The organism is Providencia xihuensis (genome assembly GCF_041953405.1).
In the GTDB taxonomy this organism is placed as follows: domain Bacteria; phylum Pseudomonadota; class Gammaproteobacteria; order Enterobacterales; family Enterobacteriaceae; genus Providencia; species Providencia vermicola.
In genome coordinates, this window is record NZ_CP169565.1 from 224,757 (window position 1) to 251,335 (window position 26,579).

Here is a 26,579-nt window from a genome sequence, read left to right on the forward strand (position 1 = left end):
TGAGTGTGAACTTAGATTTATGCAAATTTGTTTTTAATTTGTTAAATTTAAATTAGCATCTATGATTATTTTTATGATACATATTTAAATATTGGTTTTGTTTATTTCCTTTATTTCTGGAGTGAGATATGCAGCATTTAACAAGTTACATTATGGGGAAGTGGGTACAGGGTAATGGTAAAGAGCGGGCGATCTATCATGCACTTACTAATCAGGCTTTATACGCGGTGACAACCGAGGGGCTTCCTTTATCTGACAGTCTGGCCTATGGGCGAGAAGTTGGAGGGGAGGCGCTATCTGCTATGTCATTCCAGCAACGGGGGCAGATGCTTAAAGCGGTGGCCAAGTATTTGTTGGAGCATAAGGCGGAACTCTATGCGATTTCAGCGCAAACAGGGGCAACAAAAGCAGATAGCTGGGTGGATATTGAAGGGGGTATTGGGACGTTATTTGCCTATTCAGGTTTGGCAAGTAGAGAGCTCCCCGATGACACCATTTGGCCTGAAGGTGACACGGTTCCTTTGTCTAAGCAGGGGCAATTTATTGGCCATCATATTTTGACCTCTCGCCGTGGCGTGGCGCTGCATATCAATGCTTTTAATTTTCCTTGTTGGGGAATGCTAGAGAAACTGGCACCTACATGGCTAGCGGGTATGCCTGCCATTATCAAGCCTGCGACAGCATCGGCTCAAGTCACCCAAGCGATGGTCAAGCTGATGGTCGACAGTGGTTTGGTACCTGCGGGGGCTATTCAGCTGATTTGTGGTGGCGTCGGGGATATGTTTGATCACCTTGATTTTGAGGATGTCGTCACGTTCACAGGGTCAGCCTCCACAGGGCAAAAACTTAAATCCCATCCGCGTATCATAGAAAAATCAGTGCCTTTCACCATGGAAGCCGACTCACTGAACTGTGCGATCTTAGGGAATGATGTGCAGCCAGAACAGCCTGAATTTGCATTGTTTATTAAAGAAGTGACCGGTGAAATGACCGCAAAGGCAGGGCAAAAATGCACGGCCATCCGTCGTATTATTGTACCGAAAAATCAGTTAGACAATGTTAAACAAGCACTGCTTAAACGGTTATCGGCGACGACAGTTGGTGACCCCGCAGTTGATGGGGTACGCATGGGGGCGTTGATTAATTTAGAACAGCGCCAAGATGTGCAGACGAAAGTGGATTATCTACGAAACAATGGCTGTGAAGTACTCTGTGGTGGGCAGTTTGAACAATTAGCGGTCATCGGTGCTGATAGCCAAAACGGTGCCTTTTATCCACCGACATTATTGTACTGCGCAGAGCCATTTAAATCTTCGGCCGTCCATGAAACTGAAGCATTTGGCCCTGTTGCGACGTTAATGAGTTATGAAAGCCTTGAACAAGCGGTGCAACTTGCCATTCTCGGGGGCGGTAGCTTGGCGGGCACATTAGTGACAGCGGATGCACAGGTCGCTCAATCAGTGATCCGAGCAAGTGCACGCGCACATGGACGCATGTTGGTATTAAATGAGGCATCGTCGGCAGAATCAACAGGACACGGCTCACCACTACCTCTACTAGTGCATGGTGGGCCTGGGCGTGCAGGTGGCGGTGAAGAACTGGGTGGATTGAGAGCGGTGAAGCATTATATGCAGCGCACAGCCATTCAGGGGAGCCCATCGATGTTAACCGCGATTAGCCAGCAGTGGATCCGTGGTGCGGAGATGGTAACTGATGTTGTTCATCCATTTCGAAAACATTTTGAAGACTTAGTGATAGGCGATACGTTGCTCACAGCAAGGCGTACGGTGACGGAGGCCGATATTGCTAATTTTGCTTGCCTCAGTGGTGATAATTTCTATGTGCACGTGGATAAAATCGGGGCGGCACAATCACTGTTTGGTGAACGTATTGCCCATGGGTATTTTGTGGTTTCAGCCGCAGCAGGTCTGTTTGTTGATGCAGGCGTTGGGCCAGTTATCGCAAATTATGGCATGGAAAATTTGCGTTTTATCGAACCCGTAAAAATTGGCGATACGATACAAGTTCGTCTAACGTGCAAGAAAAAGATAAAAAAACCACAGAAATTAGCCGAAGATAAACCAAATGGTGTTGTTGAATGGGATGTGCAAGTCTTTAACCAAGACGATACAGCCGTGGCACTTTATAGCATTTTGACGCTGGTGGAACGCCGTCATGGGGATTTTCATTAACCATGATTGTGATGAAACGGTTACAAACAAATAGGTGCTTTTTCAATCATTTTCTGTTGTGATGGGAAATCGCTAACAAAATGTCAGGAAACAGAAATGAAAACGCACCATCAAGCGGTTTATCAGCAATTTGATGAGCAAGCCAACGCCTATTTAACCAGTCAAGTTCATGCGCAAGGTGAAGATTTACTCGCCTTGCAGAGGTTGCTACAGGGTTGCCAAGCTGAGGATGTCCTTGACCTTGGCTGTGGTGCAGGGCATGCGAGTTTTTATACCGCGCCATGGGTTAAATCTGTCACAGCATATGATCTGTCCGACTCGATGCTGAGTGTTGTGGCGAAAAACGCGCAAGAGCGCCAATTAACCAATATCGCGACCTGCAAAGGCACAGCTGAACAACTGCCGTTTGCAGATAATCATTTTGATCGGGTGATTAGCCGCTATTCTGCACACCATTGGCATGATGTTGAAAAAGCACTGCGTGAAGTCCGCCGTGTATTAAAAGTGGGTGGAAAAGGCATTTTTATTGATGTGGTTTCACCAGGTCACCCATTGTTGGACATTTATCTGCAAACCGTTGAAGTTTTAAGGGATACATCGCATATTCGCGATTATTCCGCAGGGGAATGGGCAGGGATGTTCAACAATGCAGGGCTATTTGTTAGTGGTGTTCAAAGTTTCCGTTTGCCCCTTGAATTTACCAGTTGGGTTGAACGGATGCGAACGCCACAACCTTTAGTTGAGGCAATTCGCCAATTTCAAAACACGCTCAGTGATGAAGTGAAACACCATTTTGCATTACAAGCAGATGGCTCATTTACCTCTGATGTGATGCTATTTGAATTTCATCGCCAATAAGTGCTTATTTTGCGATAAACTGCGCTTGGTTAAGTTGGCTGAGTGCGGTGTTCACGGCAAAAATTTCCCCTCGGACATCAGGCACACCAAAGGCTTTTAAACGCGCACTGTGTTTGGTTAAATATGCGTTTGCCTCTTGCTCAGAAGCAAACATGTAAACTCCACCTGCCATTTGAGTTTGTTGGTTTTCAGTCCAAATCTTCCAGATAAAACCAGGTTCTTGGTTGATTGACTTAGCTAAATCATTCATTGCCGCCGTCATTTCTTCGCCCCATGGGCCTTGGTATGGGAAGTCTACCTGTAAAATTACGCTCATCGATTGCATCTCCTTATCATTAGGCTTGCATAATAACCCTTAACACAAATAATAACTTTGCTATTTATCGTATTTAAGACTATTGCGTTTACCTGCTTCAAACGCATCCAGTGTGTTTAAACGCGCCTGTTTGTGATCAACGATAGGTTTCGGATAATCAATGGCTATATTGTTTTCTTCTGCCCATTCATGGGGGGTATGGATATATTTATCAGGGACGCCATTTAATTCAGGGAGCCAATAGCGGATAAACGTGCCCTGAGCATCAAACTTTTTCCCTTGTGTGGTCGGGTTGAAAATACGAAACCAAGGGGAGGCATCCACACCTGTAGAGGCTGACCATTGCCAGCCGCCGTTATTCGCCGCTAAACTCCCATCAATCAGCTGGGTCATAAAGTATTTTTCCCCTTCCCGCCAATCAATGAGTAAATCTTTGACTAAGAAACTCGCCACAATCATTCGTAACCGATTATGCATCCAGCCTGTGGTATTCAGCTGCCGCATGGCTGCATCAACAATTGGGTAGCCCGTTTGTCCGATTTTCCATGCCTCAAAATCGGTAGGTGAATCATTCCAATGAATATATTGTGTCCAATGAATAAAGGGCTGGTGGCGGCACAGGCGAGGAAATGCCACTAAAAGGTGGGTATAAAATTCACGCCAAATTAATTCATTTAACCAAGTGAATGCGCCGCTATCAGGGTAGTCAAGAAATTGTGGGTTTTCAGCTTGCAAACGATTGATGCACTGGCGAGGGGATAACACTCCAATCGCGAGGTATGGCGATAGCTGGCTAGTGCCATTAATGGAGGGGAAATCTCTATCATGTTGGTAATCTGTAACTTTTTTAGCGCAAAACTGCCTGAGCTGCTTTAAGGCAGCTTGTTCACCTGCAGGGAAAGATTGCGCGATGTTTTGATCCTCATGAGGAAATAGCGGCAGGATTGTTTTAATCTCTAACGGCTTTGAGCGCTGAGCAGGGGCACGTAAGGAACGGTAGTCTGTGACAGTGAGTTGGGTTAGAAAAGCACGGCGAAATGGGGTATAAACTTGGTACATCTCACCTTTTTGATTTGTTACTGCGCCAGGTGGGAGCAACAGCGCATCATCAAAAGTATGGACATGCATTGGTGATGCGTGTTCTATCAACCACTCATCACGTTTCTTTTCATTCCATTCATACTGCCGATTGAAAAACAAGGCATCCGCCTGCTGTTCTTTGGCGTAATTTAGTACCCATTTAGCGGCATCTACAAAATTATCCACAGTATGGCAAATGAGTGGGATACCTAACTCAGCAAGGGAATGTTGTAATTCGACAAGGTTTTGATGAATAAAGGCGATTTGCCGTACAGAGACATCATGCTGTTTCCACTGTTCGGGCGTGGCGGTATAGAGGGCGATGACATTGGCCTGCGGGTCAGCGCAGGCCGAGGAAAGGGCTTTATTATCTGTGACGCGTAAATCATGACGAAACCAGATAAGATGCTTGGCTGCCACCGCTTTCCTCCTAGGCGTTAATCTAATTTAGGATGCTGGTTAATTAACGACTGGCGTTTTTTCTCAAGTTCAGCAATTTGTTGGTCAATATCTTCAACTTTTTGCTCAATATTGTCAAAATGTTCACTCAAGATTTCTTTCGCCTCGGCTTTATCCGACGCCGCTGGTGTTGCACCCCGCAACGGTTTATTGGCTGTTTCTGGCATGCGAATACCTGTGTATAAGCCAATCAATGCAATCACCATCAAGTAATAGGCTGGCATGTATAAATCTGTGGTTGATTCGACTAACCAAGCTGCAACAGTTGGGGTAGCACCTGCAATTAATACTGAGATATTAAAGGCAATGGCTAAGGCACTGTAACGAATATGCGTTGGGAAAATCGCGGGTAAAATTGATGCCATGACTCCAGTAAAACAGTTTAGCAATATCGCAAGGATCAGTAATCCTACAAAAATTAACCCAACTGAGCCGCTGTTAATTAGCATAAAAGCAGGGTAAGCCAATAGCACTAAACCTACGCTACCGATAATAACAAATGGGCGACGGCCAATTTTATCACTGGTTAAGCCAATCACGGGTTGAACAAATAGCATACCAATCATAATGGCGATAATTATTAGCACACCATGGTCAGTTGAATAATTTAGGTTATGTGATAAATAACTTGGCATGTAAGTCAGCAACATGTAATACGTGACATTAGTTGCAATCACTAAGCCAACACAAATTAATAAGCTTTTCCAATGCTTCGATGCCACTTCGCGTACTGAAACTTTGGGTGGATTTTGAATATTGGCTTTGTCTTGTTTTTCCAGTGACTCAACGTGCTGTTGGAAAGCGGGCGTTTCTTCAAGGGAATGGCGAAGATATAACCCAATGATCCCTAAAGGTAAGGCTAAGAAGAACGGAATTCTCCAGCCCCAATCATGGAAGTTTGCCTCTCCAACGATACTGGAAATTAGCACTACTACACCTGCACCTAGCACGAAACCTGCGATAGAACCAAAGTCTAACCAACTGCCCATAAAGCCACGCTTACGGTCAGGTGAATATTCGGCAACAAAAATTGCAGCCCCTGAATATTCCCCACCGACAGAGAAGCCCTGTGCTAATTTAGCAATTAATAACAAGATTGGTGCCCAAATACCGATGCTTTCATATGATGGGATCAAACCAATACAGAACGTACTTATCGCCATAATGATAATGGTCATCGACAACACTTTTTGTCGACCATACTTATCACCTAAGATACCAAATACCACTCCCCCTAATGGCCTAACTAAGAAGGGCACGGAGAATGTCGCTAGTGCAGCAATCATCTGGACGCTCGGTGATGCGTCTGGAAAGAAAACTTGACCTAATACGTAAGCTAAGAAGCCATATACACCAAAGTCAAACCATTCCATCGCATTACCCAGTGAAGCAGCGGTAATTGCTTTTTTTAATTTACCATCATCAATGATTGTAATGTCATTAATATTTAATGGTTTTTCTTTTTTCTTCTTGAATTTCATGAAACCATCCTCTTATTTGAATTTCAACAACGAGATAAATCACATTTAAGGTGTGGGTTTTCATACTTAAACAACGTGTAAAGTCCTATCATTTATAATAGTCGCTGTATGAATTTTTGTTCAGTTTTTAAAATTTAAAATTGAGCTAGATAATGGAGTAATACAGTAGAGTTAGAGAGAGAAATAGAGAGCACTTTTTTTTGTAAATAGAGCAAAATAACCACCTGAGAATAATCAAACTAGTTACCAATAATACATTAATATCGCTAGAATGTAAAATACTTGGCTTTTAATGCCGAAAAAGAAGAATTTTTAGCGTTTTATTTTAGCGGGTTAGGTTTATAACAACATGTTACTTATATCAATAATGCATTAGGCTAACAATGTTGATTATATATAATAAAAACTATAACAATCAATATGTTGTATTTTATTTTTGCTGATTTGAACTATGCTAAATACTCCATGAATATAGGGGGTAATATGAACAATTCCGTGAAAATATCAGCGATTAATGTTTATCATCCTGCAAAAATTAGGGGGAATGAATATTTTATCAAAAAGCATGGCGATATTAAAAATATTAATAATCTATTTGAATCATTAGGTAAGCGACAGCGTTATGTTTCTGACCTTGAAAGTGAAAATGTATTAACGATGGCATTTAAATCAGCAGAGCCGATAGTGGATGATAGTAATATTGATATTATTATTTTCGCATCAACGACGGTAGAGTATTTATCGCCAACTCACGCATTATTTATTCATCGAAAGTTCAATATTAAACACAATTGTATTTGTATCGATATGAATATAAATTGTTTAAGTATGCTGGCAGTTCTTGAACAAGCGGCCATGATGCTGAAATTAAAAGCGTCCTATTGCAGAGCATTGATTATCTCTACAGATCAAGTTTCTCGATATGCAAAACCACATGAGTTTTTCCCTGAGGCTTTATTTGGGGATGCGGCGGTTGCAATGATACTCGATAAAGTAAAGGACAACTCAGGCGCTGGGCTCATCGATAGTCAATATTACACTGATAGTCAGTATGCCGATACGATTGTATTTCCACACTATGGATTGTCGCATAGCCAAAATATGCAAGAAGAGAAATTTCACTGGGATAATTTTACAGGAGAGCTCTGTGTGCCCTTTGCGATAGAAGCCATTCAATTCCAGTTGGAAAAACATCATTTAAAATTGAATGATGTTTCTTGTTTTTTCTTTTCTCAATTATCAAAAAATTATATTGGAATGATTAAAAATGCATTAAATCTTTCCTGGGAGCAGATTGAATATATTGGTGATGAGTATGGTTATACAGGCGGAAATAGCCCATTAGTTGCCTATGCACATCGTTTGAAAAAAGGGTTACTTCATGAAGGTGATATTATTGTATTTTGGTCATTTGGTGCTGGGTATCAAACAGGTGTTTTACTGTGGAAAGTATAACTTAATCATTCTCAAATTGATTAGGTAATTATGCTAATCATTTTACGATATCTATATGGCAGTGATTAATATTAACAATAGTCTCTTAATTTATTCCGTTATCATCATCTTCTTTTGATAATAACGGAGGATTGTGTCGTTCTGTTTTATAATGGATTTGATAAGTAGGAATGAATAATTGACTTGGTTACAATCAAATAAATGATTTTAAATAAGTTTGATAATCAGAGAGTACAGTAAGATTTAAAATGAATTTTACCAAACTCTAAAAGAATACGCGCTGTATTTTATCAAGCGTGTATGACCTCCGACTGAGAAGAGTGCCATTATGAAAAAACAGAGTGTTGCATCCTATATTGCAAAAGTACTTGATAACGCAGGTGTTAAACGTATTTGGGGCGTTACTGGAGATTCATTGAATGGCTTAACCGACAGTTTGCGCCGACAAGGGGCAATTGAATGGTTAGGCACTCGTCACGAGGAAGTGGCGGCATTTGCTGCGGGCTCAGAGGCCCAGCTTACTGGGCAACTAGCCGTTTGTGCAGGCTCTTGTGGGCCTGGAAATATGCATCTTATCAATGGACTATATGATTGTCATCGTAACAGAGTACCTGTATTGGCGATTGCAGCACATATTCCATCAAGTGAAATTGGCAGCAATTATTTCCAAGAAACCCACCCAACAGAACTATTTCGTGAATGTAGCCACTATTGTGAGATGGTCTCTAACCCAGAACAAATCCCACAAGTGCTTGGCATTGCAATGCGTAAAGCAATTCTGAACAAAGGGGTATCCGTTGTTGTCATTCCAGGGGATATTGCATTAAAAGATGCACCAGAGACCGCCAAAGAAACATGGTATCAGCCTCAAGCCCCATTGATCATGCCACAGCGCTCTGAAATCGAACAATTAGCGCAAGCTTTAAATGAAGCCAAAAATGTTACATTATTTTGTGGTAATGGTTGTGCAGGGGCACATGATGAAGTGGTCAAACTGGCAGAAACGCTAAAAGCACCTGTAGTTCATGCACTGCGCGGTAAAGAACATATTGAGTGGGATAACCCGTACAGCGTGGGAATGACAGGTTTAATCGGTTTTTCATCGGGTTACCATGCAATGATGAACGCCGATACGGTTGTTTTACTCGGAACGCAATTCCCATATCGTCCTTTCTACCCAAATGATGCAAAAATTATTCAAGTTGATATTAATGCAGGGAGCTTAGGCTCTCATTGCCATATCGATATGGGGCTGATTGGTGATATTAAAGCAACTCTGGATGCCTTGCAGCCGCATCTACAAACTAAACAAGATAAAAAACACCTTGAGAGCGCATTGAAGCATTATGAGGAAGCGCGTAAAGGGTTAGATGATCTCGCAAAACCAGGGCATGAAGGGCTCATCCATCCACAGTACTTGGCAACTAAAATTAGTGAACTGGCCGATGATGATGCAATCTTTACTTGTGATGTGGGTACGCCAACGGTCTGGGCAGCACGCTATTTGAAAATGAATGGTAAGCGCCGTTTAATTGGCTCGTTTAATCATGGTTCTATGGCGAATGCGATGCCACAAGCAATTGGTGCGCAGGCTGTTGATAAAACACGCCAAGTGGTTGCCATGTGTGGTGATGGTGGATTTAGCATGTTAATGGGGGATTTTATTTCTCTTTCACAAATGCAATTGCCAGTAAAAATCATTATTCATAATAATGGGGTATTGGGCTTTGTAGCAATGGAAATGAAAGTCGCGGGTTTCTTAACAGCAGGAACAGATTTGCATAATCCGAATTTTGCTGCAATTGCGAACGCTGCAGGTATCAAAGGTATTCGTGTGGAAAAAAGTGAAGATCTCGATAGCGCACTTAAAGAGGCTTTTGCCCATGATGGCCCTGTGGTGGTGGATGTCTTAACTGCAAAACAAGAGCTTTCAATGCCACCAGAAATTGCTGCTCAGGAAGCCAAAGGTTTTAGCTTATATATGCTAAAAGCCATTATGAGCGGGCGCGGTGATGAAGTGGTGCAATTGGTGAAAACTAACTGGCTACGTTAATACCTGTTGTTCGTTCATAAAGAAGCCTAATCAATTGATTGGGCTTTCTTTTTATCGACCATAAATTAATAGCCTGCTGCAGATTGACTACGCCACAAATGAGCAGCGACAAGTGCCCGCCATGGGGAATATTGCGCTAACCATTTCTCTGTCTCTTTCGCGGTCGGTTGTTCTTGGCTGTTTAATAAGGTTTGTAAATTACGCCTTACCGCGACATCGCCATGCAAAGAGCCATTGAGATAATTAAAGCCCCGCAAGAGTGCATAACTGACCGTCCAAGGGCCAATTCCTTTAATTTTGAGCAGTTGTTCTGTTACCACATCGGCATTGTCATGGGTCACTTGTACAGATAAATCAATCTGTTGGGTTTTAATTGCTTCACATAACGCTCTAAGAGCAACAATTTTCCCTAATGAAAACCCTGTTTGTCTGAGTGTATCATCACTGACTAAACCCACTTGTTGGATATCAGGAAAACACCAAATTCCTGATGAGTGCTGTGTGCCCACGGCTTGTATAAAGCGCCGACGGATAGCGATAGCGGCATGGACACTAATTTGTTGCCCAATAATCGCCCATACTAAAGCCTCGAAAGCATTAGAGGATTGATAAATTCTTAATCCCTTTTGTTTTTCAATGAGTTGACCAAGCACTGGGTCTGTTAGGTAGTGCATTTCAAATTCATTAACGGGTTGATGTAAACCCAATAAGTGTTTCCCAAGGGTGCTGAGTTCTGTTTCAGTTGGGGAAATATTCGAAGAATCAATATCTAAAGAAATTGTTGCATGCTGGCTTTCAATGGCTAGCTGAATGTTGGCGGGATGATTTTGCCAAATTAGGCCTTTTTGCAAACAATTGTCGACAACAATCTCTGCCACATTTTGTTGGTCTCTTAAATGGAAGGCAAAAAAATCCGCAGAGCGATAAGGTTGTGGAAGAGGTAAATTAACAGTGAATGTTTGCATTATGATGACCTGATAAGATTTTTCTTTAATCCAAATATATTGTGTATTGGTGCATTAGGTAACTCATATTTTAGTGAACAAATATGTTATCTTAGTAAGATGGATTATTTCGTCACTGACATGGTGTTTACAGCGAATAAGGAAGTGAAATGAAAACTGAAGATCGCAGTTCATCTCATAACCCTCCAGCCTCTCCTAAGCCTGAACTAACAGGGATAGGTGGTTGGCTGATTTTACCCATGTTAGGGATCGTGCTATCCGTTATTATTCTTCCATTTGCAATTTACGGGCAAAATATCCAGGTTATTGAGTATTGGGATGAGTTAACGAACTCCCAATCCGATACATTTATACCCTTATTTAAAGAACTTATCTATTTTGAGCTTTTAGGGAATGCGATTTTATATACTTTATTGCTTTTCTTGTGTTACGTCTTTTTTACGAAGAAAAAGCTCACGATCAAAATTTACATTTTCTTCCAGCTATTTGCTTTAGTGCTGACTATTTCAGATATTATATTGGCAGGAACATTATTAGATTTAGAGGTTGAAGCATCGGATATTCGCGACATTTTTCGTGCCCTGATTGGCTGCGCAATTTGGATACCGTATTTTTTGGTTTCTAAGCGGGTAAAAAATACTTTTGTGAATTAAATACCGTCATTGAGGTGAAGTGATGATTTATTGCAAAAGAGTGTATGACCCTGTGACTAAGAATGATGGCTATCGTGTCTTAGTCGATAGGCTATGGCCTCGAGGGATTAAAAAAATCGATTTACAGTGTGATGAGTGGAATAAAGAAGTGGCTCCCTCTAATGAGTTACGAAAATGGTTCCATCAACATACCGATCAATTCGAGCAATTTGTGCAGCGCTATTGCGAAGAATTGAATAACACCGAGGCTTGGCAAAGGTTAGTTGAGCAGGCGGAGCAAGGTCATGTGACATTATTGTATAGCGCAAAAAATACAGAACATAATCAAGCGACTGTACTCAAAAAATACATTGAAGAAAAAATACAGAATACAAAGGTTTGTTAAATGGAGAATTCTCAATCCACGGTTCAATTAGAGCAGGTTGTCGCTCAAGTCGTCCCGCAGGCCCCGAAAAAAATGCTTGAAGGACTCGGTGGTTGGTTGATTTGGCCAGTTATTGGGCTGTTTTATATGTTGTATAAAATGGTCATGATGTTAATGCAAGAAGTCTCTCAAGTAAAAACGGTTTGGCCGCTTGCTACACAAGTGGGCTCTGACTTTTATGTGCCAGGTTTTTCAATGGGTTATTACCTATTGCAAACGGGTTATGGGGTTATCATTGCATTACTATTGTGGACTTTTATTGCAGCAGTTAAATGGAAAAAAAGTGCGAAGTGGTTGTTTATCATAACCATGTTGCTATATACCTTGATGGTGTTTGTTGCTCGCTTTGTATTCCCTTATACATTCGGTATGGAAATTAATTACTCAAACATTATCACTGCGATTAATGGCAGCTTCTATTGTGTGTTATGGATTCCGTATTTTTTAGTTTCTAACCGCGTTAAAAACACGTTTATTCGCTAATAATTAACCACCTCTTTCGAAGGTGGTTAATTATTCTATTCGTTAGAAAGATTCAATGTATGGGTAATATTGCAGCGCTCAATAAAGGCGTTATCATGGGAAACCAATAGCAATGTACCTTGGTAATTGTTTAATACATCCTCCAGTAATTGCTTCGATTCTAAATCCAGATGGTTATCTGGCTCGTCGAGTAACAAAATCGCAGGTGGATTCGGGCTATGGGTCAGCGCTAATAATGTGGCTTTGAGCTGTTCGCCCCCACTCAGTTGTTGTAGTGGTAGCAAGGATTTATCGCCTCGAATCCGTAACATGCCTAGTTGTGTCCGCCATTGTTCAACCGTAAATATGGGCTGGTGTTGGTGGAGTGCCTCGCCAACGGGTAGCGTTTTATCGAGTAAGTTTAGGTGTTGGTCTAAATAGCAAAAACATCCACTTAGGCGGGATTCGCCCGATTGGGCTTTCAGGTGCCCTGCAAGTACTTTAAGTAAGGTGGATTTACCACAACCATTATCACCTTGAATATGCCAATGCTCCCCACTGTATACGGTGAATGATAGAGGTGATAAATGGCCATAGGGCAAGCAAAGATCGGAAGCGAAAACCGTCACTTTTTTCCCCTCACACTGGTAGGCAATGACCATTTTTTGCTGCTTGATATGGTGTATTTTCTCTTGGTTTTCTTGTTGTTGTCCTTGCAAATTATCCATCACCCGTTGATGGCGGTCGGCAACATTAGACTGCCTTTTTTCCGCACGGTTTTTCTGCATATCGAGTAGCAGTAAGGACTGAGAGCCACCATAACGGATTTTTTCTCCTTGTTTTTTCCGTTGAGCGGCTTTTTGTAACGTGGTTTGTAGTTGCTTTTTTTCTTGGTTAATACGTTTTTCTAAACGCGCAGCTTGGGCATCAATCGCCGCGATTTCGAAATTCTTCTGCGTGTCATATAACGCATAATTTCCCCCATATTCTTGTAAACCTTTCTCGGTGAGTTCAAAAATCGTTGCCATTTCACCCAGCAATGCTCTGTTATGAGAGATAACAAGGCTACCTGCTCTGTGCTCAGTCAGTTTTTGGCTTAGCCATTGACGGCTTCTGGTGTCTAAGTGGTTATCTGGTTCATCAAGCAGTAGAAAGCTATCTTGCTGTAAAAAGGCTCGACATAGAGCAAGGCGCGTGCGCTCGCCACCACTGAGATGGGCGATAGGGGTTTCCATCGAAACGGGCAACCGTGCGGAATCTAGCAAATTTTGCCATTGAGACGGTAAATGCCATTTGTCGTCGACTAACTCAAAATCGGGTTGAGTTCCATTACCCGCTTCAATACGAGAAAAGGCATGATAGAGCGAGGTAATACCTAAGGCATCGACGAGAGTTTCTCCTGTTAAGCGGGTGAGTTGATTAACATGGATAAAAGGCATATTCCAATGTACATCACCTTGTGTTGGCACGAATACTTGAGCCAGTAACTGCATGAGTACGGATTTACCTCGACCATTATGGCCAATTAAGGCATTTTTTTGACAAGATAATGTCCCGCTTAGAGGGGGGAACAGGGCCGTTTGGTTAAATTCGATATTCAGTTGTGAAAAGTGACACGCAATTGTCATAGGCACCTCCAAAAATAAAGAGTGCAGACAACGTCGTTGACTTATCAAGAAGCGTCGATGAATAGCGTTGCCTGCCAGGAACAGAAAAATGAATACCAAGGTGGTATTGGAAAATATTTTCTGGCAGTGCTTAATTCATCGTAGGGAGTACCTGCTAAGTTAAGTGATGGGATAAAAGCCGTGCATATTATAGACAAAGAAAATCAATTTAAGCAACATATAGACTTAAAATATAAAAAAGCCAGTCAATTCAAGTTGACTGGCTTTGTACTAACAACGAGATTTTTACGATTATGCAGAGGTGTGCTCTGACAACCATTGTGCAATGCGCTGTTTTTCTGAATCATTCAGCCACATGCCCAATTTAGTACGACGCCAGATAGCATCATCCAATTCTGTTACCCACTCATTTTCCACTAAGTAACGTAGTTCGGCTTCATAGACGTTGGCACCGAATGATTCGCCGAGATCACTGAGCGAGTTTGCGCCATCCAAAATCAGCTTGCTGTTACTGCCGTAAGTTCTTGCATAACGCAGCGCGATCCCTTCAGGAAGCCATTGATAATGTTGGCGTAATACGCGAGCATAGCCATCACGGTCGCAACCTTCGATATCACCACCTGGTAATTGACCATTTTTCGTCCACGGGCTACCTGCGTTCGGGTAATAAGTGGCGAGCTTATTCACAGCAGCTTCAGCTAGTTTACGATAAGTGGTTAATTTACCGCCGAATACAGACAGTAACGGTGCTTGGCCTTGCTCATCGTGAATATCTAATGTGTAGTCACGGGTAATTGCTTGCGGTGAGTCAGACTCATCATCACACAGTGGGCGAACGCCTGAGTAATCCCATACCACGTCTTCAACGGTTAACTGTTTTTTGAAGTGATCGTTGTACACTTTGAGTAAATAGCTGACTTCTTTGTCATCAATTTTGACGTCTTTTGGATCGCCTTTGTATTCCACATCTGTTGTACCGATGATTGAGAACTCATCCATCCACGGAATAACAAAGACAATACGGTTATCCTCGTTTTGCAGGATGTAAGCTTGTGGTTCATCGTGAGCGCGTGGAACAACGATATGGCTACCTTTAATTAAGCGAATGCCGTATGGCGATTTTAATTTCAAGCCATCGTCGAAGAATTCTTTCACCCATGGACCCGTTGCATTCACCAGTCCTTTCGCTTTCCAAGTGAGAGTTTCGCCTGTACGTAAGTCTTGTGCTTCAACAACCCATAAGCCATTTTCACGATAAGCACGAGTCACTTTTGTGCGAGTGCGAACTTCACCATGCTTACGTACCACTTCTTGAGCGTTTAGAACAACCAAACGCGCATCATCAACCCAACAATCTGAGTACTCAAACCCTTTGGTTAATTCAGGTTTCAGCACAGAGTTTTGGCCGAATTTTAAGCTTTTACTGCTTGGTAGGCTCACACGTTTACCTAAATGGTCATAAAGGAACAGACCGATACGGATCATCCACGCTGGGCGTAAATGAGGTTGGTGAGGTAAACGAAAGCGCATTGGAAACGCAATGTGCGGTGCCAGTCGTAATAAGACTTCGCGCTCAGCCAGTGCTTCACTGACTAATCTGAATTCATAATGTTCTAGGTAGCGTAAGCCACCATGGATCAGCTTTGAACTCGCTGATGAGGTTGCACTCGCTAAGTCTTGAGCTTCGAGCAGCAATACCGATAATCCACGACCTGCAGCGTCAGCTGCAATACCAGCGCCGTTGATCCCGCCGCCGATGACAATCAAGTCTTTAGTTTCCATGCATCCCCCTGAGATGTTCGAAACACTTTCAATAATGTTCGTTTTCGCTCATTTGATTGTAGTCAAAATGAATAGTGATGCCAACTATTATTAATAAGAAAAATAACAACTGCGTGATATTGGTAACAATTTTTTTTCAATAACCACAAATAAAATAATGGTATATAGGCAGGAAAAAACATTTTTGAGCGAAAAAGAAAAAGGAAATAACAGTTAGAAAGTTAAAGTAGAAAAGGGATATCATTAAGAGTGGTGGTAGTTAGCACTACCACCATGAGAATAACGTATTGATTAACAAAGCTCTAATTGAACGTTATGTTGCTCAATCACTTTGAGAATGCTGTCTGGCGGCTGTTTGTCGGTAAATAAATAGTCGATTAAGTTCATATTACCGAGATTGACCATTGCATTACGGCCGAACTTAGAGTGATCGGTGACTAACATCACGCAACGTGAATTTTCAATAATGGCGCGTTTTGTACGCACTTCATGATAATCGAACTCCAGTAGCGAGCCGTCCATATCAATGCCGCTAATGCCCAAAATGCCGTAATCTAACCTGAATTGAGAGATAAAATCGAGGGTCGCTTCACCCACAATACCACCATCACGCGAGCGTACTTCACCCCCCGCTAAAATTAAGCGGAAGTCTTCTTTTGGCATGAGTAACGTGGCGACGTTTAGGTTATTGGTAACAACACGCAGGTTTTTATGGTTAACCAACGCATGGGCCACAGCTTCAGGCGTGGTTCCGATATCAATAAATAGCGTCGCACCATCAGGAATTTGGCTCGCGACATGCTGCGCAATACGGGCTTTTTCATCTGACCACATGATTTTGCGGTCATGATATGCCGCGTTTACGGAGCTTGAAGGCAGTGCTGCGCCACCGTGGTGCCGCTGAATTTTATTTTGTTCAGCGAGGTCATTGAGGTCTCGTCGGATGGTTTGAGGGCTAACCTCAAAATGCTCGACAAGTTCTTCAGTACTGACATATCCCTGAAGACGCACAAGTTCAACGATTGCATCATGTCTCTGGGTTTGTTTCACAGCGTTAGCCTCTAATTATTAAAATGTATTATCTGGAACTCTGGTGTTTAATAAAGCTGTGCCTATTATCCCACACTCCCATCAATAAGCCGATAATTAACCCTGAAGTGTGTGCGGCATTCGCAATATGCATCCCTAAAATATCGAAGTAACCAAAAAAGAGCCAGATAATTGAGAAAATCATTAACCCTCGGGGAACATTCACGCCGCTTTCTGGGTTGCGCTCACCTGTTAGCCAAACGTAGCTAACTAGGGCATAAACGACACCCGATAAGCCCCCAAAGTTGTTTTCGCTAAACAGCGATTGTCCCCAGTTACTAAACAGGGCGGAGACTAATAAAATAGTAAAGAGCTTTCCTGTTCCCAGCTTGCGTTCAACTTGGCCAGCTAAAAACCACCATAGCGCAAGGTTAAACCCAATATGTGACAGTGAAAAATGCACAAAGGCGGGGCTTATCCAACGCCAAAGTTCTGATTGTTGGTCTCCAATTGGCCACGCTAAGTAACGTAATACTTCACGAGCATCGGTCATTTCTACCCAAAGATATACAATAATCGATAGCAGAATAACAGCAATTGTGAGTGGCCCTGATTGTTCTTTCAGGTAATCCCAAGTGAGAAAATTGCGGTATTGAAATTGCGCATCGGTATTACCTGTTTGCCAGCTAGCAGCAAGGTAGCGCGGGTCATTTGGGTTTTGCAGGAAAGTATCAAGCTCTTGACGGACTTGATTAAGAAATTGGTCATCTTCCAACCAAAGTTCATACAGCGCTTGTTCTTGGGAGGGTTTAAGGCTTAAATGGATATTTTGCCCTGCCATATAGTCAACAAATGCTTGCGCCATTCTTGGGTTAGCAAAGGAAGTGATGTGGATCATGAATGCGTTTTCTCGTCTAGAGCGCCGTGACGGCTTGTGGATATTCCCTTAACCAGGCTTCAAACCCGCCATTAATGCTGTAAACAGATTCATAGCCGATGTTTATCAGGTATTGTGCTGCACCTTGGCTGCTGTGCCCGTGGTAGCACATTACCATAACGGGTTGTTCATAATCTGTTTGTTCTAAAAATTGACTCAGCGACTCATTGGTGAGGTGATAAGCACCGCTAGCATGACCTGCGCGGAAGCTTTGTGGATCACGTACATCAACAAGTACGGCAGAGCTTTCCAACCAATGTTGATAAGCTTGCTCTGGTGTTAGTGTCTCAAAATGGTCCATAAAATACCGAATATAGCGGGGAAAACCCCATAAAAAACGAATACGGCACCTGTAAGCAGAAAAACAGGTGCCAGATATCAGTGGCAATTAGTAGAAAGAGTGCTCGCCACGTTGGTGTTCAGTCAGGTCTTTAACGCCTTTTAACTCACCATCAAACATTTTCAGTAATTCTTTTTCGATACCTTCTTTTAAGGTGACATCGACCATAGAACAACCGTTACAACCACCACCAAATTGCAGGATAGCAAAGCCTTCATCGGTAATTTCCATTAGGGAAACACGGCCGCCGTGGCTGGCTAATTGTGGGTTAATTTGTGACTGTAAAACGTACTCAACGCGCTCGATTAATGGTGCATCATCAGAGACTTTGCGCATTTTTGCGTTTGGTGCTTTAAGCGTCAGTTGTGAACCCAGTTGGTCGGTAACGAAATCAATTTCGGCTTCTTCTAAGAAAGGCGCGCTAATTTCATCAACATAAGCAGATAATTTTTCGAACTTCAGTTCCTTATCTGTTGCTTCAACGGCACCTGGCGGGCAGTATGAAACGCCACACTCAGCTGTTGGTGTACCTGGGTTGATGACAAATACACGGATTTGGGTTCCTGGCTCTTGATTTTCCAACAACTTGGCAAAATGAGCCTGTGCTGCTTCAGTAATATTAATCATAATCATTTGCTCAATAATAGTTGACTGCTTTAGTTGGTTATAATACGCCCATTTACCCCTTTCCTACAAGGTGCGACAGAGTGACCACGCATCAACAGTGCGCGCTCCCGCACAAATCAACAATTGTGCGGCTGTATTCATTGTCGAACCTGTCGTAATAACATCATCGAGAATGGCGACATGTAGGCCAGAAACCGTAGTTTCTAAGGTAAATGCTCCCTTTAGGTTTTTTCGGCGATGTTCACGTTTTAATGTAATCTGCGCCAGTGTATCACGACTACGGAGTAATGAATTTTGCGAATAGGGGATATTTAACCATCTGGATAAATTTTCGCCTATTAATGCCATGTGGTCAAATCCTCGCCACCATAATCGATGACGATGCAAGGGAATGGTCATAATGAGGTCGGGTTTTTGCCATGTATTTTCGCGGTAACCCTGTAGCCAAAATAAAACAAAAATGCGCGCTAAAGCAAAAGCGAGCTGCGATTGTTGATTAAACTTAAAGTGATGAATAAGCTTACGTAATGGAGCTTGATAGGGTGCGGCGGTAATTAAACGTTGCCAAGCAGGGGGCTGTTTTAAGCAACGACCGCATTGCAGTGTTTCGAGTTCACTGGGCAGTGCACAGCGTGGGCAGCACTTCGGCATAGTCGGTAAGCTTTTCAGGCAAAAACTGCAAATACCTTGGCAGCTTAAATTGAGTGATTGATGGCATAGCCAACATGCCCCTTCCATTGATAGCATGATGATATTCCGTTAAAAAATGTTGATTGAATAAAGAGAGTGTAACCATGGCAAAGCTATATTGGCAGACCGTCGGCGAAGGAAAACAAGATCTTGTGTTGCTGCACGGGTGGGGGTTGAATGCGCAAGTTTGGCAAACAATTATTGTGCGAATCGCGCCGCATTTTCGTGTTCATCTCGTTGACTTGCCAGGTTATGGGCGGAGCCAAGATTTTGCACCAATGAACATTCAATCCATGGCAGATATTTTGTGGGAATACGCCCCGAAAAACGCCATTTGGTTAGGGTGGTCGCTGGGTGGACTAGTTGCCAGTCGAATTGCACTGGATCACCCTCATGAAGTTCAAGGGCTGATTACCGTTGCATCCTCCCCTTGCTTTAGAGCCAATGAGGATTGGGCGGGTATTCGGCCTGAAGTATTATTGGGCTTTGAACAACAACTTGCCGCGGATTTTCATCGAACCGTTGAGCGCTTTTTAGCGTTGCAAACTTTAGGTACCGAAAGCGCCCGCACCGATGCGCGCACTTTAAAATCAGTGGTGCTTGAACAACCTATTCCAACGGTGGAAACGTTAAATGCGGGGCTTGAATCATTGCGAACAGAAGATTTACGTGAAGAATTGAAGAGTTTACCTGTGCCGTTCTTACGGATTTATGGTTACCTTGATGGTTTAGTGCCGCGAAAAATAGTGCCTATGTTGGATGCGCTTTATCCAAACTCTCCATCCGTGATTATGCGCAATAGTGCCCATGCACCGTTTATTTCGCACCCCGATGAGTTTTGTGAATATTTACTGGATTTTCAAAGCCGATTGGAAGAGTAAAGCGAGTAAGCCGCTGAGGTTGTGGCTTATTTCATCTTATAAACAAAATGGGCGCAGTCGGTGCTTTCTGGGCAGCCTTTGCAGCTGGAGCCCGTTAAGCAGGCGCTTATATCCACCTGCTCAATTTTTCCTAAGCTTTCCAACTTTTCCACCATCGCTTTTATCATTGGCGTTGGGGTGTTGAGTTGCTCGCTAAGTAACGCGATGTCAGCTTGCCCGTATAAAGCAATCAAATCTCTCACTTGTAGCAAGCTGATCATCGTTTAGTCCTTAGTGGCAGGTATTGCTAGAGCAGCCAGAGCACTGCTGTGCGGTTTTGCTTTTAATATTCAACGTCACGCGGCTACGCATGCGACGTAGGAACATGAACAGGGCAATATTAAACACCACAACAGCCACAATAGTCATTAAGCTACTTTGTGGGTGCTCACTGAAAGTTGCGGTTTGGTAAAACAGTGCTGACAGGCTATAGGCCACATTCAGTCCCCAGAAGATGGAGAAGCTCATCCAGCTTTTGTTCGTTTCGCGAGCAATTGCCCCCATGACCGACACACAAGGCACATACAGTAAGACAAAAATCAGGTAGCTATAGGCGGCGATACCTGAGCCAAATTTCGCGGCCATAGTGCCCATTGAGCCTGATTCCATTTCGCCATCCCCTTTGCTAGCTTCGATTGGGTTCGATAACGCGCTTAGGGTAAAGGTTTCTTTTAAGCTATCCCATGTTTCAGATACTGCATCTTCCAGCTCATTCCATAAGTTGAAGGACTCTGCATCGAACGGTTCCGAGGTAATCGCTTCGGCGGTGTAGAGGGTATTCAACGTCCCAACGACCACTTCTTTTGCCATCGCTCCCGTAATCAAGCCCACGGTTGCTTGCCAGTTGTCGGCGTGAACACCGATTGGCTGCAATGCAGGGGTGATCACTTTACTGACTGAAGCTAGAGCTGAGTCATTAATGTTATCAACAGGTTTACCTGAGAACGAGAAACTATTGAGTGCGCCGATAAAGATACTCGCCACAACAATGACTTTACCTGCACGCACCACGAAGCCTTTTAAGCGCTGCCACGTTTGAATTAACAACGTTTTGACGTGCGGCACGTGGTACACGGGTAGTTCCATCACGAATGGCGATGCTTCACCACGCATGAGGGTATGTTTGAGTAAAAGCCCCGTGAGGATAGCGACCACAATCCCTAAAATATACAGGGAGAACACGACACTCGCGCCATTTTTACCAAAGAAAGCTGCGGCAAATACCGCGAAGATTGCCAGCCTTGCGCCGCAAGACATAAACGGCGCCATCAGAACGGTAATCAGCCTTTCACGTGGGGCATCAAGGGTACGAGCGCCCATAATCGATGGGACGTTGCAACCAAAGCCGACGATTAATGGAACAAACGATTTGCCCGGTAGGCCCAGCGCCTGCATCAATCTGTCCATCACGAAAGCGGCTCGTGCCATATAGCCTGAGTCTTCAAGGATGGAAAGGAACAGGTACATCATCCCGATTTGCGGTACCAATGGCAGAACGGTATTAATACCGCCACCAACACCTTGAGCCAAGAAGATAGTGAGCCAATCAGGGAAACTAAAGTAGGCACCAACCCACTGAATACCATGGATAAATATCGCCTCAGAGGCCCCTTCAAAGAACGGCTGAAGTGCCCCACCAATATTGATGGCAAGGACGAACATCAGGTACATCACAAACAAGAAAATGGGGACGCCTAGCCAACGGTTGAGGATAAATTTATCCAGTGATTGCGTCAGTCGGTTAGGTTCAGCGGCACTATTGTTGATCGCCGCTTGGCAAATGGTCGCAATAGATTGATAACGCGCATCAGCAATCAGAAGTTCAGGTTCTTCATTTAATGTTTCAGTGAGTTGCTGGCGAGTGGCTTGTAATTGCGTTTCTGAAATTTCAGCACGTTGGCGACTATAAATATCCCCTTCTAGAATTTGCAGGGCTAACCAGCGGCGTTGTTGGTGGCTAAATTGTTGAGCTGAAATTTGTTCAGACAATGAATCAACAGCTTGTAATAGCTGTGGTGGATATTCAACAAGGGCTTTTTGGTTATTTTTTGGATGAGTATCAATGGTTTTTTTCAGTTTATCGATACCTGTTGCACGGGTTGAAACCATTGGGATCACAGGGCATCCCAGCTGTTTTTCCAGTTTAGCAATATCGATATCAATATGTTGGCTTTGGGCGATGTCCAACATATTCAAGGCGACAATACAGGGGACGCCTAACTCAACGAGTTGTAATGTGAGATAGAGATTGCGTTCTAGGTTCGACGCATCGACGACGTTAATCAACATGTCAGCTTCGCCACTTAAAATAAAGTAGCAGGCGATTTGTTCGTCGAGGGAGGTTTGTTCCGAAATGGTCGTGAGCGAGTAGGTGCCAGGGAGGTCGACAAGCTCAATTTTGTGGTCATCCGTGTGAAAGCGGCCAACCTTGCGCTCAACGGTGACACCAGCCCAGTTACCGACGCGCTGTCTTGACCCTGTTAGCTGGTTAAAAAGGGTTGTTTTACCTGCATTGGGGTTACCAATTAAGCCGATAGTCAATCGTTTCATAGTGTTTGCCAATAATCAAAAAAGAAGACTTAAGCGGTAGGCGCTTCATCAAGGTTTAGTAGGGCGAGGTCCTTTTTGCGTAGCACTAAGCTAACGCGGTGAGTTTCGATTTGTACAGGATCGCCAAAAGGCGCTAAACGCACCACTTTAAAAACGGAGCCCGGTAATAAACCGAGAGACAATAATTTTTGTCGGTATGCAGGGCTTATTTCGGGGGAGAAGCCCAGAATTTTGTAACTGCATTGAGGAAGTATAGCCATAGTGTCTTCCTATTATCTTCCTAACGATTCAATTCATAATGATACGGATAATTATTGTTAGAAAAGTTTGTGTCCACAAGCAAAACGCAGAGTAAAACAAAAATAAATCTAATTAACAATGAGAATCATAATCATCCACCTTTTGTTATATTTAGCCTCTTTTTTCGTCAATTTGACTTGATGTGGATCAACGAAGCATGGAGTTAGCGGTGTTTTTTAGATAGCGATGGAATAAGGCGAAAAGAATTGGCTGGGTTGATTTTCGAACAATATATTGGATTTGTTTATTAATTTAGTAGTGAAGATATTTCTAGAAAATACTAAATACCCCAATGAATTTATTGGGGTATTTAGCTTAATCAGACTACTTTTTTTTGCCAAACGCAGCGGCAAGTGCATCGCTCATAGCACTGTTACCTGATGAATTCACGTTTTGGCGTGAGTTGCCACGAGGTGCAGGGGCTTTACGTGCGTTTTTATCTTGTGCTGGTGCCGCTTTGCGAGGTGCGCTATGAGAATCCCCTGCTTGTTCGTCCAAACGCATGGTGAGGGCAATACGCTTGCGGGCAATATCCACATCTAACACTTTCACTTTCACAATATCGCCCGCTTTCACCACTTTGTGTGGGTCTTCGACGTAACTATTGGAAAGTGAAGAGATATGCACTAAGCCGTCTTGGTGTACGCCGATATCCACAAACGCACCAAAGTTGGTCACGTTGGTCACCGCACCTTCTAAAATCATGCCAGAAACGAGGTCATTCATTGTTTCCACACCTTCTGCAAAGGTAGCGGTTTTAAATTCAGGGCGTGGGTCACGACCTGGTTTTTCTAACTCTTTGATGATATCTGTAACGGTGGGTACACCAAATTGTTCTGTGGTGAAATCACGCGGACTCAGTGTGTTGAGCACTTGTGAATTACCCATAATGTCTTTCAATGGCTGGCGGACGGTTTGCAGAATTTTTTCAACAATAGGGTAAGCTTCAGGGTGAACTGTTGACGCATCCAGCGGGTTCTCACCATTGGTGATACGCAGGAACCCTGCACATTGTTCAAAGGCTTTAGGCCCAAGGCGAGCTACTTTCAACAACTGTTTTCGGTCATTGAATTGGCCATTTTCATCGCGCCAATCAACCACGTTCTGCGCGATCATTTTGCTCAAGCCTGCAACACGGGTAAGCAAAGCGACTGACGCGGTATTTAAGTCTACACCTACGGAGTTTACGCAGTCTTCGACAACGGCATCCAGTTTACGGGCGAGTTGGGTTTGGCTAACATCATGTTGATATTGACCCACGCCAATAGATTTCGGGTCGATTTTAACCAGTTCAGCCAGCGGGTCTTGTAGACGGCGAGCAATCGATACGGCACCACGCAAAGACACATCCAAGGTTGGGAATTCTAGCGCGGCTAGCTCAGAGGCGGAGTACACTGATGCACCCGCTTCACTGACAATCACTTTTTGCGCAGTGACTTCAGGGTATTGTTTTTGCACCTCCGCAAAGAAACGTTCAGTTTCGCGAGACGCGGTACCGTTACCAATCGCCACTAATTCAACGTTATGTTTCTGGCACAATGCCGCCACGATGGTTGCTGCTTTCGCTGCTTGCCCAGTGTGCGGGTAGATAGTATCGGTCGCGATCAGTTTTCCTGTCGCATCCACAACCGCAACTTTCACTCCAGTACGTAGACCAGGATCGAGGCCCATCGTTGCACGCATACCTGCGGGCGCAGCCATCAGTAAGTCGCTGAGGTTACGGGCAAAAACATTAATCGCTTCTTCTTCGGCTTTTTCACGTAAAGCGCTCATCACTTCTGTTTCTAAGTGCAGAAGCACTTTGACACGCCATGTCCAGCTAATGACCGCTTTACGCCATTGGTCGGCAGGGGCGTTATTCAAACGCACATCTAAGTGGCGAGTAATAATCTCTTCGCAATAACTTTCTTTGGGTGGCTCCTCGAATTGAGGGTCACAATTTAACGAAAGCTGTAAAATGCCTTCGTTGCGACCTCGGAACATTGCCAGTGCGCGGTGTGAAGGCACTTGGGAAACGGGTTCTTGGTGTTCGAAGTAATCGCTAAATTTGACGCCTTCTGCTTGTTTGCCTTCTGCAACGACGGAAACGAGGTGCGCATTTTTCCAAATATAGTCACGAACTTTCGCCAATAAAGTTGCATCTTCGGCGAAACGCTCCATCAGGATGTAACGAGCACCATCTAAAGCTGCTTTCACATCCGCCACACCTTTATCTGCGTCGATATAAGTTTGAGCAAGGGCTTCAGGGGATTGGCTTGGGTCTGTCCACAGCGTATCCGCTAATGGCTCAAGTCCCGCTTCAATGGCGATTTGCCCACGAGTGCGACGTTTTGGTTTGTAGGGTAAGTAAAGGTCTTCAAGTTCGGTTTTATTGAGCGTGCTGTTGATAGCAGCGGCGAGTTCAGGGGATAACTTCCCTTGTTCTTCAATCGACTTGAGAATGGTTTGCTTACGATCGTTGAGTTCGCGTAAGTACCCTAAGCGGCTTTCTAGCTGGCGAAGCTGAGTATCGTCCAACCCTCCGGTAACCTCTTTACGGTAACGCGCGATAAACGGGACAGTATTGCCTTCATCCAACAATGTGATGGCAGAAAAAACCTGTTTCGGTTGGGCTTGCAGTTCTGCTGCAATAATTTGGCTTAGAGTTTCATTCATGTCGTGTTTAAATACCTACTGAAAGAACAGTTAAAAAATTTACTGCACTGTTATACTTGGTGGTAGCGAGAATTTCCAGACTGAATTTCGGTCTATTGGTAGGAAAGTCTCAGATTATGTTCTATAAAATATTATCATTTTTGTACTTATTGACTAATATTCTAAGGTTATGGCGAAAAGTCTATTAATAACGCGTGAAGGTTGGGATACGCTCGACAAAGAGCTTAAGTATCTGTGGAAAGAGGAACGGCCTAGAGTGACCCAATCGGTCTCAGAGGCTGCGGCACAAGGCGATCGCTCAGAAAACGCTGAATATATTTATGGTAAAAAAAGGCTGCGTGAGATAGACCGACGCATTCGTTTTTTATCTAAAAGATTGGATCAACTCAGGATTATCGAGCCAGATCCTCGCCAAGAAGGCCGTGTCTTTTTTGGTGCATGGGTTAAACTTGAAGATGATAATGAAAATATCAGAATATTCCGCATAGTTGGCGCGGATGAGTTTAATCCTGCAAAACAATGGATTTCAATTGACTCTCCTGTTGCACGCGCTCTGATTGGTAAGCAGGTTGATGATGAAATTACGGTGAACACGCCTGGTGGGGATGTCACCTATTTTGTTTTAGAAATAAGCTATAAACCACTAACCGCCTGAAGTGTAAAATGATTCATTAAATCTATGGTTAATGGTAAATTAGTGAACATTAAACGTGTTTTTGTTTA

Annotated in this window: 24 protein-coding genes; 9 read left to right on the top strand and 15 right to left on the bottom strand. The window is 43.4% G+C overall.

Annotation, left to right across the window (positions count from 1 at the left end):
- Positions 1-128 precede the first annotated feature (128 nt).
- Together paaZ and ACE2AL_RS01000 are read left to right on the top strand one after the other, a co-directional pair.
- Positions 129-2,192, top strand: a complete 2,064-nt coding sequence (paaZ, locus tag ACE2AL_RS00995; protein WP_272538906.1) for a phenylacetic acid degradation bifunctional protein PaaZ — start codon at positions 129-131, stop codon at positions 2,190-2,192.
- Positions 2,193-2,288: 96 nt separating this feature from the next.
- The gene (locus tag ACE2AL_RS01000) at positions 2,289-3,050 is read left to right on the top strand and encodes a class I SAM-dependent methyltransferase (protein ID WP_206085045.1); all 762 of its coding nucleotides are present in this window, start codon (positions 2,289-2,291) and stop codon (positions 3,048-3,050) included.
- A 4-nt stretch (positions 3,051-3,054) separates the two neighbouring features.
- On the opposite strand, the gene ACE2AL_RS01005 is transcribed toward ACE2AL_RS01000, so the two are convergent.
- From ACE2AL_RS01005 to proP, 3 genes are read right to left on the bottom strand one after another with little or no spacing between them, the layout of a single operon-like run.
- A complete protein-coding gene (locus ACE2AL_RS01005) occupies positions 3,055-3,366 on the bottom strand; it encodes a monooxygenase (protein ID WP_375083846.1) in 312 nt (103 codons plus the stop codon).
- A 60-nt stretch (positions 3,367-3,426) separates the two neighbouring features.
- Entirely contained in the window at positions 3,427-4,866 is a 1,440-nt protein-coding gene (gene phrB / locus ACE2AL_RS01010; protein ID WP_206085041.1) for a deoxyribodipyrimidine photo-lyase, read from the bottom strand.
- 17 nt (positions 4,867-4,883) lie between these two features.
- A complete protein-coding gene (proP, locus tag ACE2AL_RS01015) occupies positions 4,884-6,386 on the bottom strand; it encodes a glycine betaine/L-proline transporter ProP (RefSeq protein ID WP_206085039.1) in 1,503 nt (500 codons plus the stop codon).
- Between the two features lie 420 nt (positions 6,387-6,806).
- Here proP and ACE2AL_RS01020 point away from each other — a divergent pair, with 420 nt between their 5' ends.
- Both ACE2AL_RS01020 and poxB read left to right on the top strand, forming a co-directional pair.
- Positions 6,807-7,841, top strand: a complete 1,035-nt coding sequence (locus tag ACE2AL_RS01020) for a 3-oxoacyl-[acyl-carrier-protein] synthase III C-terminal domain-containing protein (protein WP_272573837.1) — start codon at positions 6,807-6,809, stop codon at positions 7,839-7,841.
- Positions 7,842-8,169: 328 nt separating this feature from the next.
- Complete coding sequence (poxB, locus tag ACE2AL_RS01025) at positions 8,170-9,894, top strand: ubiquinone-dependent pyruvate dehydrogenase (protein ID WP_272681288.1); 1,725 nt, start codon at positions 8,170-8,172, stop codon at positions 9,892-9,894.
- 65 nt (positions 9,895-9,959) lie between these two features.
- On the opposite strand, the gene ACE2AL_RS01030 is transcribed toward poxB, so the two are convergent.
- Entirely contained in the window at positions 9,960-10,859 is a 900-nt protein-coding gene (locus tag ACE2AL_RS01030) for a DNA-3-methyladenine glycosylase family protein (protein ID WP_375083848.1), read from the bottom strand.
- Between the two features lie 149 nt (positions 10,860-11,008).
- Here ACE2AL_RS01030 and ACE2AL_RS01035 point away from each other — a divergent pair, with 149 nt between their 5' ends.
- The 3 genes from ACE2AL_RS01035 to ACE2AL_RS01045 are packed head-to-tail and all read left to right on the top strand — an operon-like array spanning position 11,009 to position 12,419.
- Entirely contained in the window at positions 11,009-11,512 is a 504-nt protein-coding gene (locus ACE2AL_RS01035) for a DUF2569 domain-containing protein (RefSeq protein WP_206085026.1), read from the top strand.
- 22 nt (positions 11,513-11,534) lie between these two features.
- Positions 11,535-11,897, top strand: a complete 363-nt coding sequence (locus ACE2AL_RS01040) for a DUF488 domain-containing protein (protein WP_206085024.1) — start codon at positions 11,535-11,537, stop codon at positions 11,895-11,897.
- Entirely contained in the window at positions 11,898-12,419 is a 522-nt protein-coding gene (locus ACE2AL_RS01045) for a DUF2569 family protein (RefSeq protein ID WP_206085023.1), read from the top strand.
- A gap of 35 nt (positions 12,420-12,454) precedes the next feature.
- Here ACE2AL_RS01045 and ACE2AL_RS01050 read toward each other — a convergent pair whose 3' ends face one another.
- The 7 genes from ACE2AL_RS01050 to ACE2AL_RS01080 form a co-directional block, all read right to left on the bottom strand.
- Positions 12,455-14,026: an ATP-binding cassette domain-containing protein gene (locus ACE2AL_RS01050; protein ID WP_375083849.1), complete on the bottom strand. Its 1,572-nt coding sequence runs from the start codon at positions 14,024-14,026 to the stop codon at positions 12,455-12,457.
- 291 nt (positions 14,027-14,317) lie between these two features.
- Entirely contained in the window at positions 14,318-15,808 is a 1,491-nt protein-coding gene (glpD, locus tag ACE2AL_RS01055) for a glycerol-3-phosphate dehydrogenase (RefSeq protein ID WP_272538912.1), read from the bottom strand.
- 291 nt (positions 15,809-16,099) lie between these two features.
- Positions 16,100-16,858, bottom strand: a complete 759-nt coding sequence (locus tag ACE2AL_RS01060) for a DeoR/GlpR family transcriptional regulator (RefSeq protein WP_225820094.1) — start codon at positions 16,856-16,858, stop codon at positions 16,100-16,102.
- Positions 16,859-16,886: 28 nt separating this feature from the next.
- A complete protein-coding gene (gene glpG, locus ACE2AL_RS01065) occupies positions 16,887-17,735 on the bottom strand; it encodes a rhomboid family intramembrane serine protease GlpG (protein ID WP_375083850.1) in 849 nt (282 codons plus the stop codon).
- Positions 17,736-17,751: 16 nt separating this feature from the next.
- A complete protein-coding gene (glpE, locus tag ACE2AL_RS01070) occupies positions 17,752-18,075 on the bottom strand; it encodes a thiosulfate sulfurtransferase GlpE (RefSeq protein ID WP_047756248.1) in 324 nt (107 codons plus the stop codon).
- 87 nt (positions 18,076-18,162) lie between these two features.
- Positions 18,163-18,741 (bottom strand): Fe-S biogenesis protein NfuA, encoded by a 579-nt coding sequence (gene nfuA, locus ACE2AL_RS01075; protein ID WP_047756247.1) that lies wholly within the window; start codon positions 18,739-18,741, stop codon positions 18,163-18,165.
- Positions 18,742-18,804: 63 nt separating this feature from the next.
- Positions 18,805-19,488 (bottom strand): DNA utilization protein GntX, encoded by a 684-nt coding sequence (locus tag ACE2AL_RS01080; protein WP_206085011.1) that lies wholly within the window; start codon positions 19,486-19,488, stop codon positions 18,805-18,807.
- Positions 19,489-19,535: 47 nt separating this feature from the next.
- Here ACE2AL_RS01080 and bioH point away from each other — a divergent pair, with 47 nt between their 5' ends.
- Positions 19,536-20,312, top strand: a complete 777-nt coding sequence (gene bioH / locus ACE2AL_RS01085; protein WP_375083851.1) for a pimeloyl-ACP methyl ester esterase BioH — start codon at positions 19,536-19,538, stop codon at positions 20,310-20,312.
- A gap of 26 nt (positions 20,313-20,338) precedes the next feature.
- On the opposite strand, the gene ACE2AL_RS01090 is transcribed toward bioH, so the two are convergent.
- The 4 genes from ACE2AL_RS01090 to ACE2AL_RS01105 all read right to left on the bottom strand — a co-directional run bounded on the left by ACE2AL_RS01090 (position 20,339) and on the right by ACE2AL_RS01105 (position 25,856).
- Positions 20,339-20,572 carry a FeoC-like transcriptional regulator gene (locus ACE2AL_RS01090; protein WP_206085003.1) on the bottom strand — a complete coding sequence of 78 codons (234 nt, stop codon included), beginning with the start codon at positions 20,570-20,572 and terminating at the stop codon, positions 20,339-20,341.
- 10 nt (positions 20,573-20,582) lie between these two features.
- Positions 20,583-22,901, bottom strand: a complete 2,319-nt coding sequence (feoB, locus tag ACE2AL_RS01095) for a Fe(2+) transporter permease subunit FeoB (protein ID WP_206085001.1) — start codon at positions 22,899-22,901, stop codon at positions 20,583-20,585.
- A 29-nt stretch (positions 22,902-22,930) separates the two neighbouring features.
- Positions 22,931-23,161: a ferrous iron transporter A gene (gene feoA / locus ACE2AL_RS01100; protein ID WP_047756225.1), complete on the bottom strand. Its 231-nt coding sequence runs from the start codon at positions 23,159-23,161 to the stop codon at positions 22,931-22,933.
- Between the two features lie 364 nt (positions 23,162-23,525).
- Entirely contained in the window at positions 23,526-25,856 is a 2,331-nt protein-coding gene (locus ACE2AL_RS01105; protein WP_272681282.1) for a Tex family protein, read from the bottom strand.
- 169 nt (positions 25,857-26,025) lie between these two features.
- Here ACE2AL_RS01105 and greB point away from each other — a divergent pair, with 169 nt between their 5' ends.
- Positions 26,026-26,511 carry a transcription elongation factor GreB gene (gene greB, locus ACE2AL_RS01110; protein WP_206084992.1) on the top strand — a complete coding sequence of 162 codons (486 nt, stop codon included), beginning with the start codon at positions 26,026-26,028 and terminating at the stop codon, positions 26,509-26,511.
- The last annotated feature ends 68 nt before the right edge of the window (positions 26,512-26,579 follow it).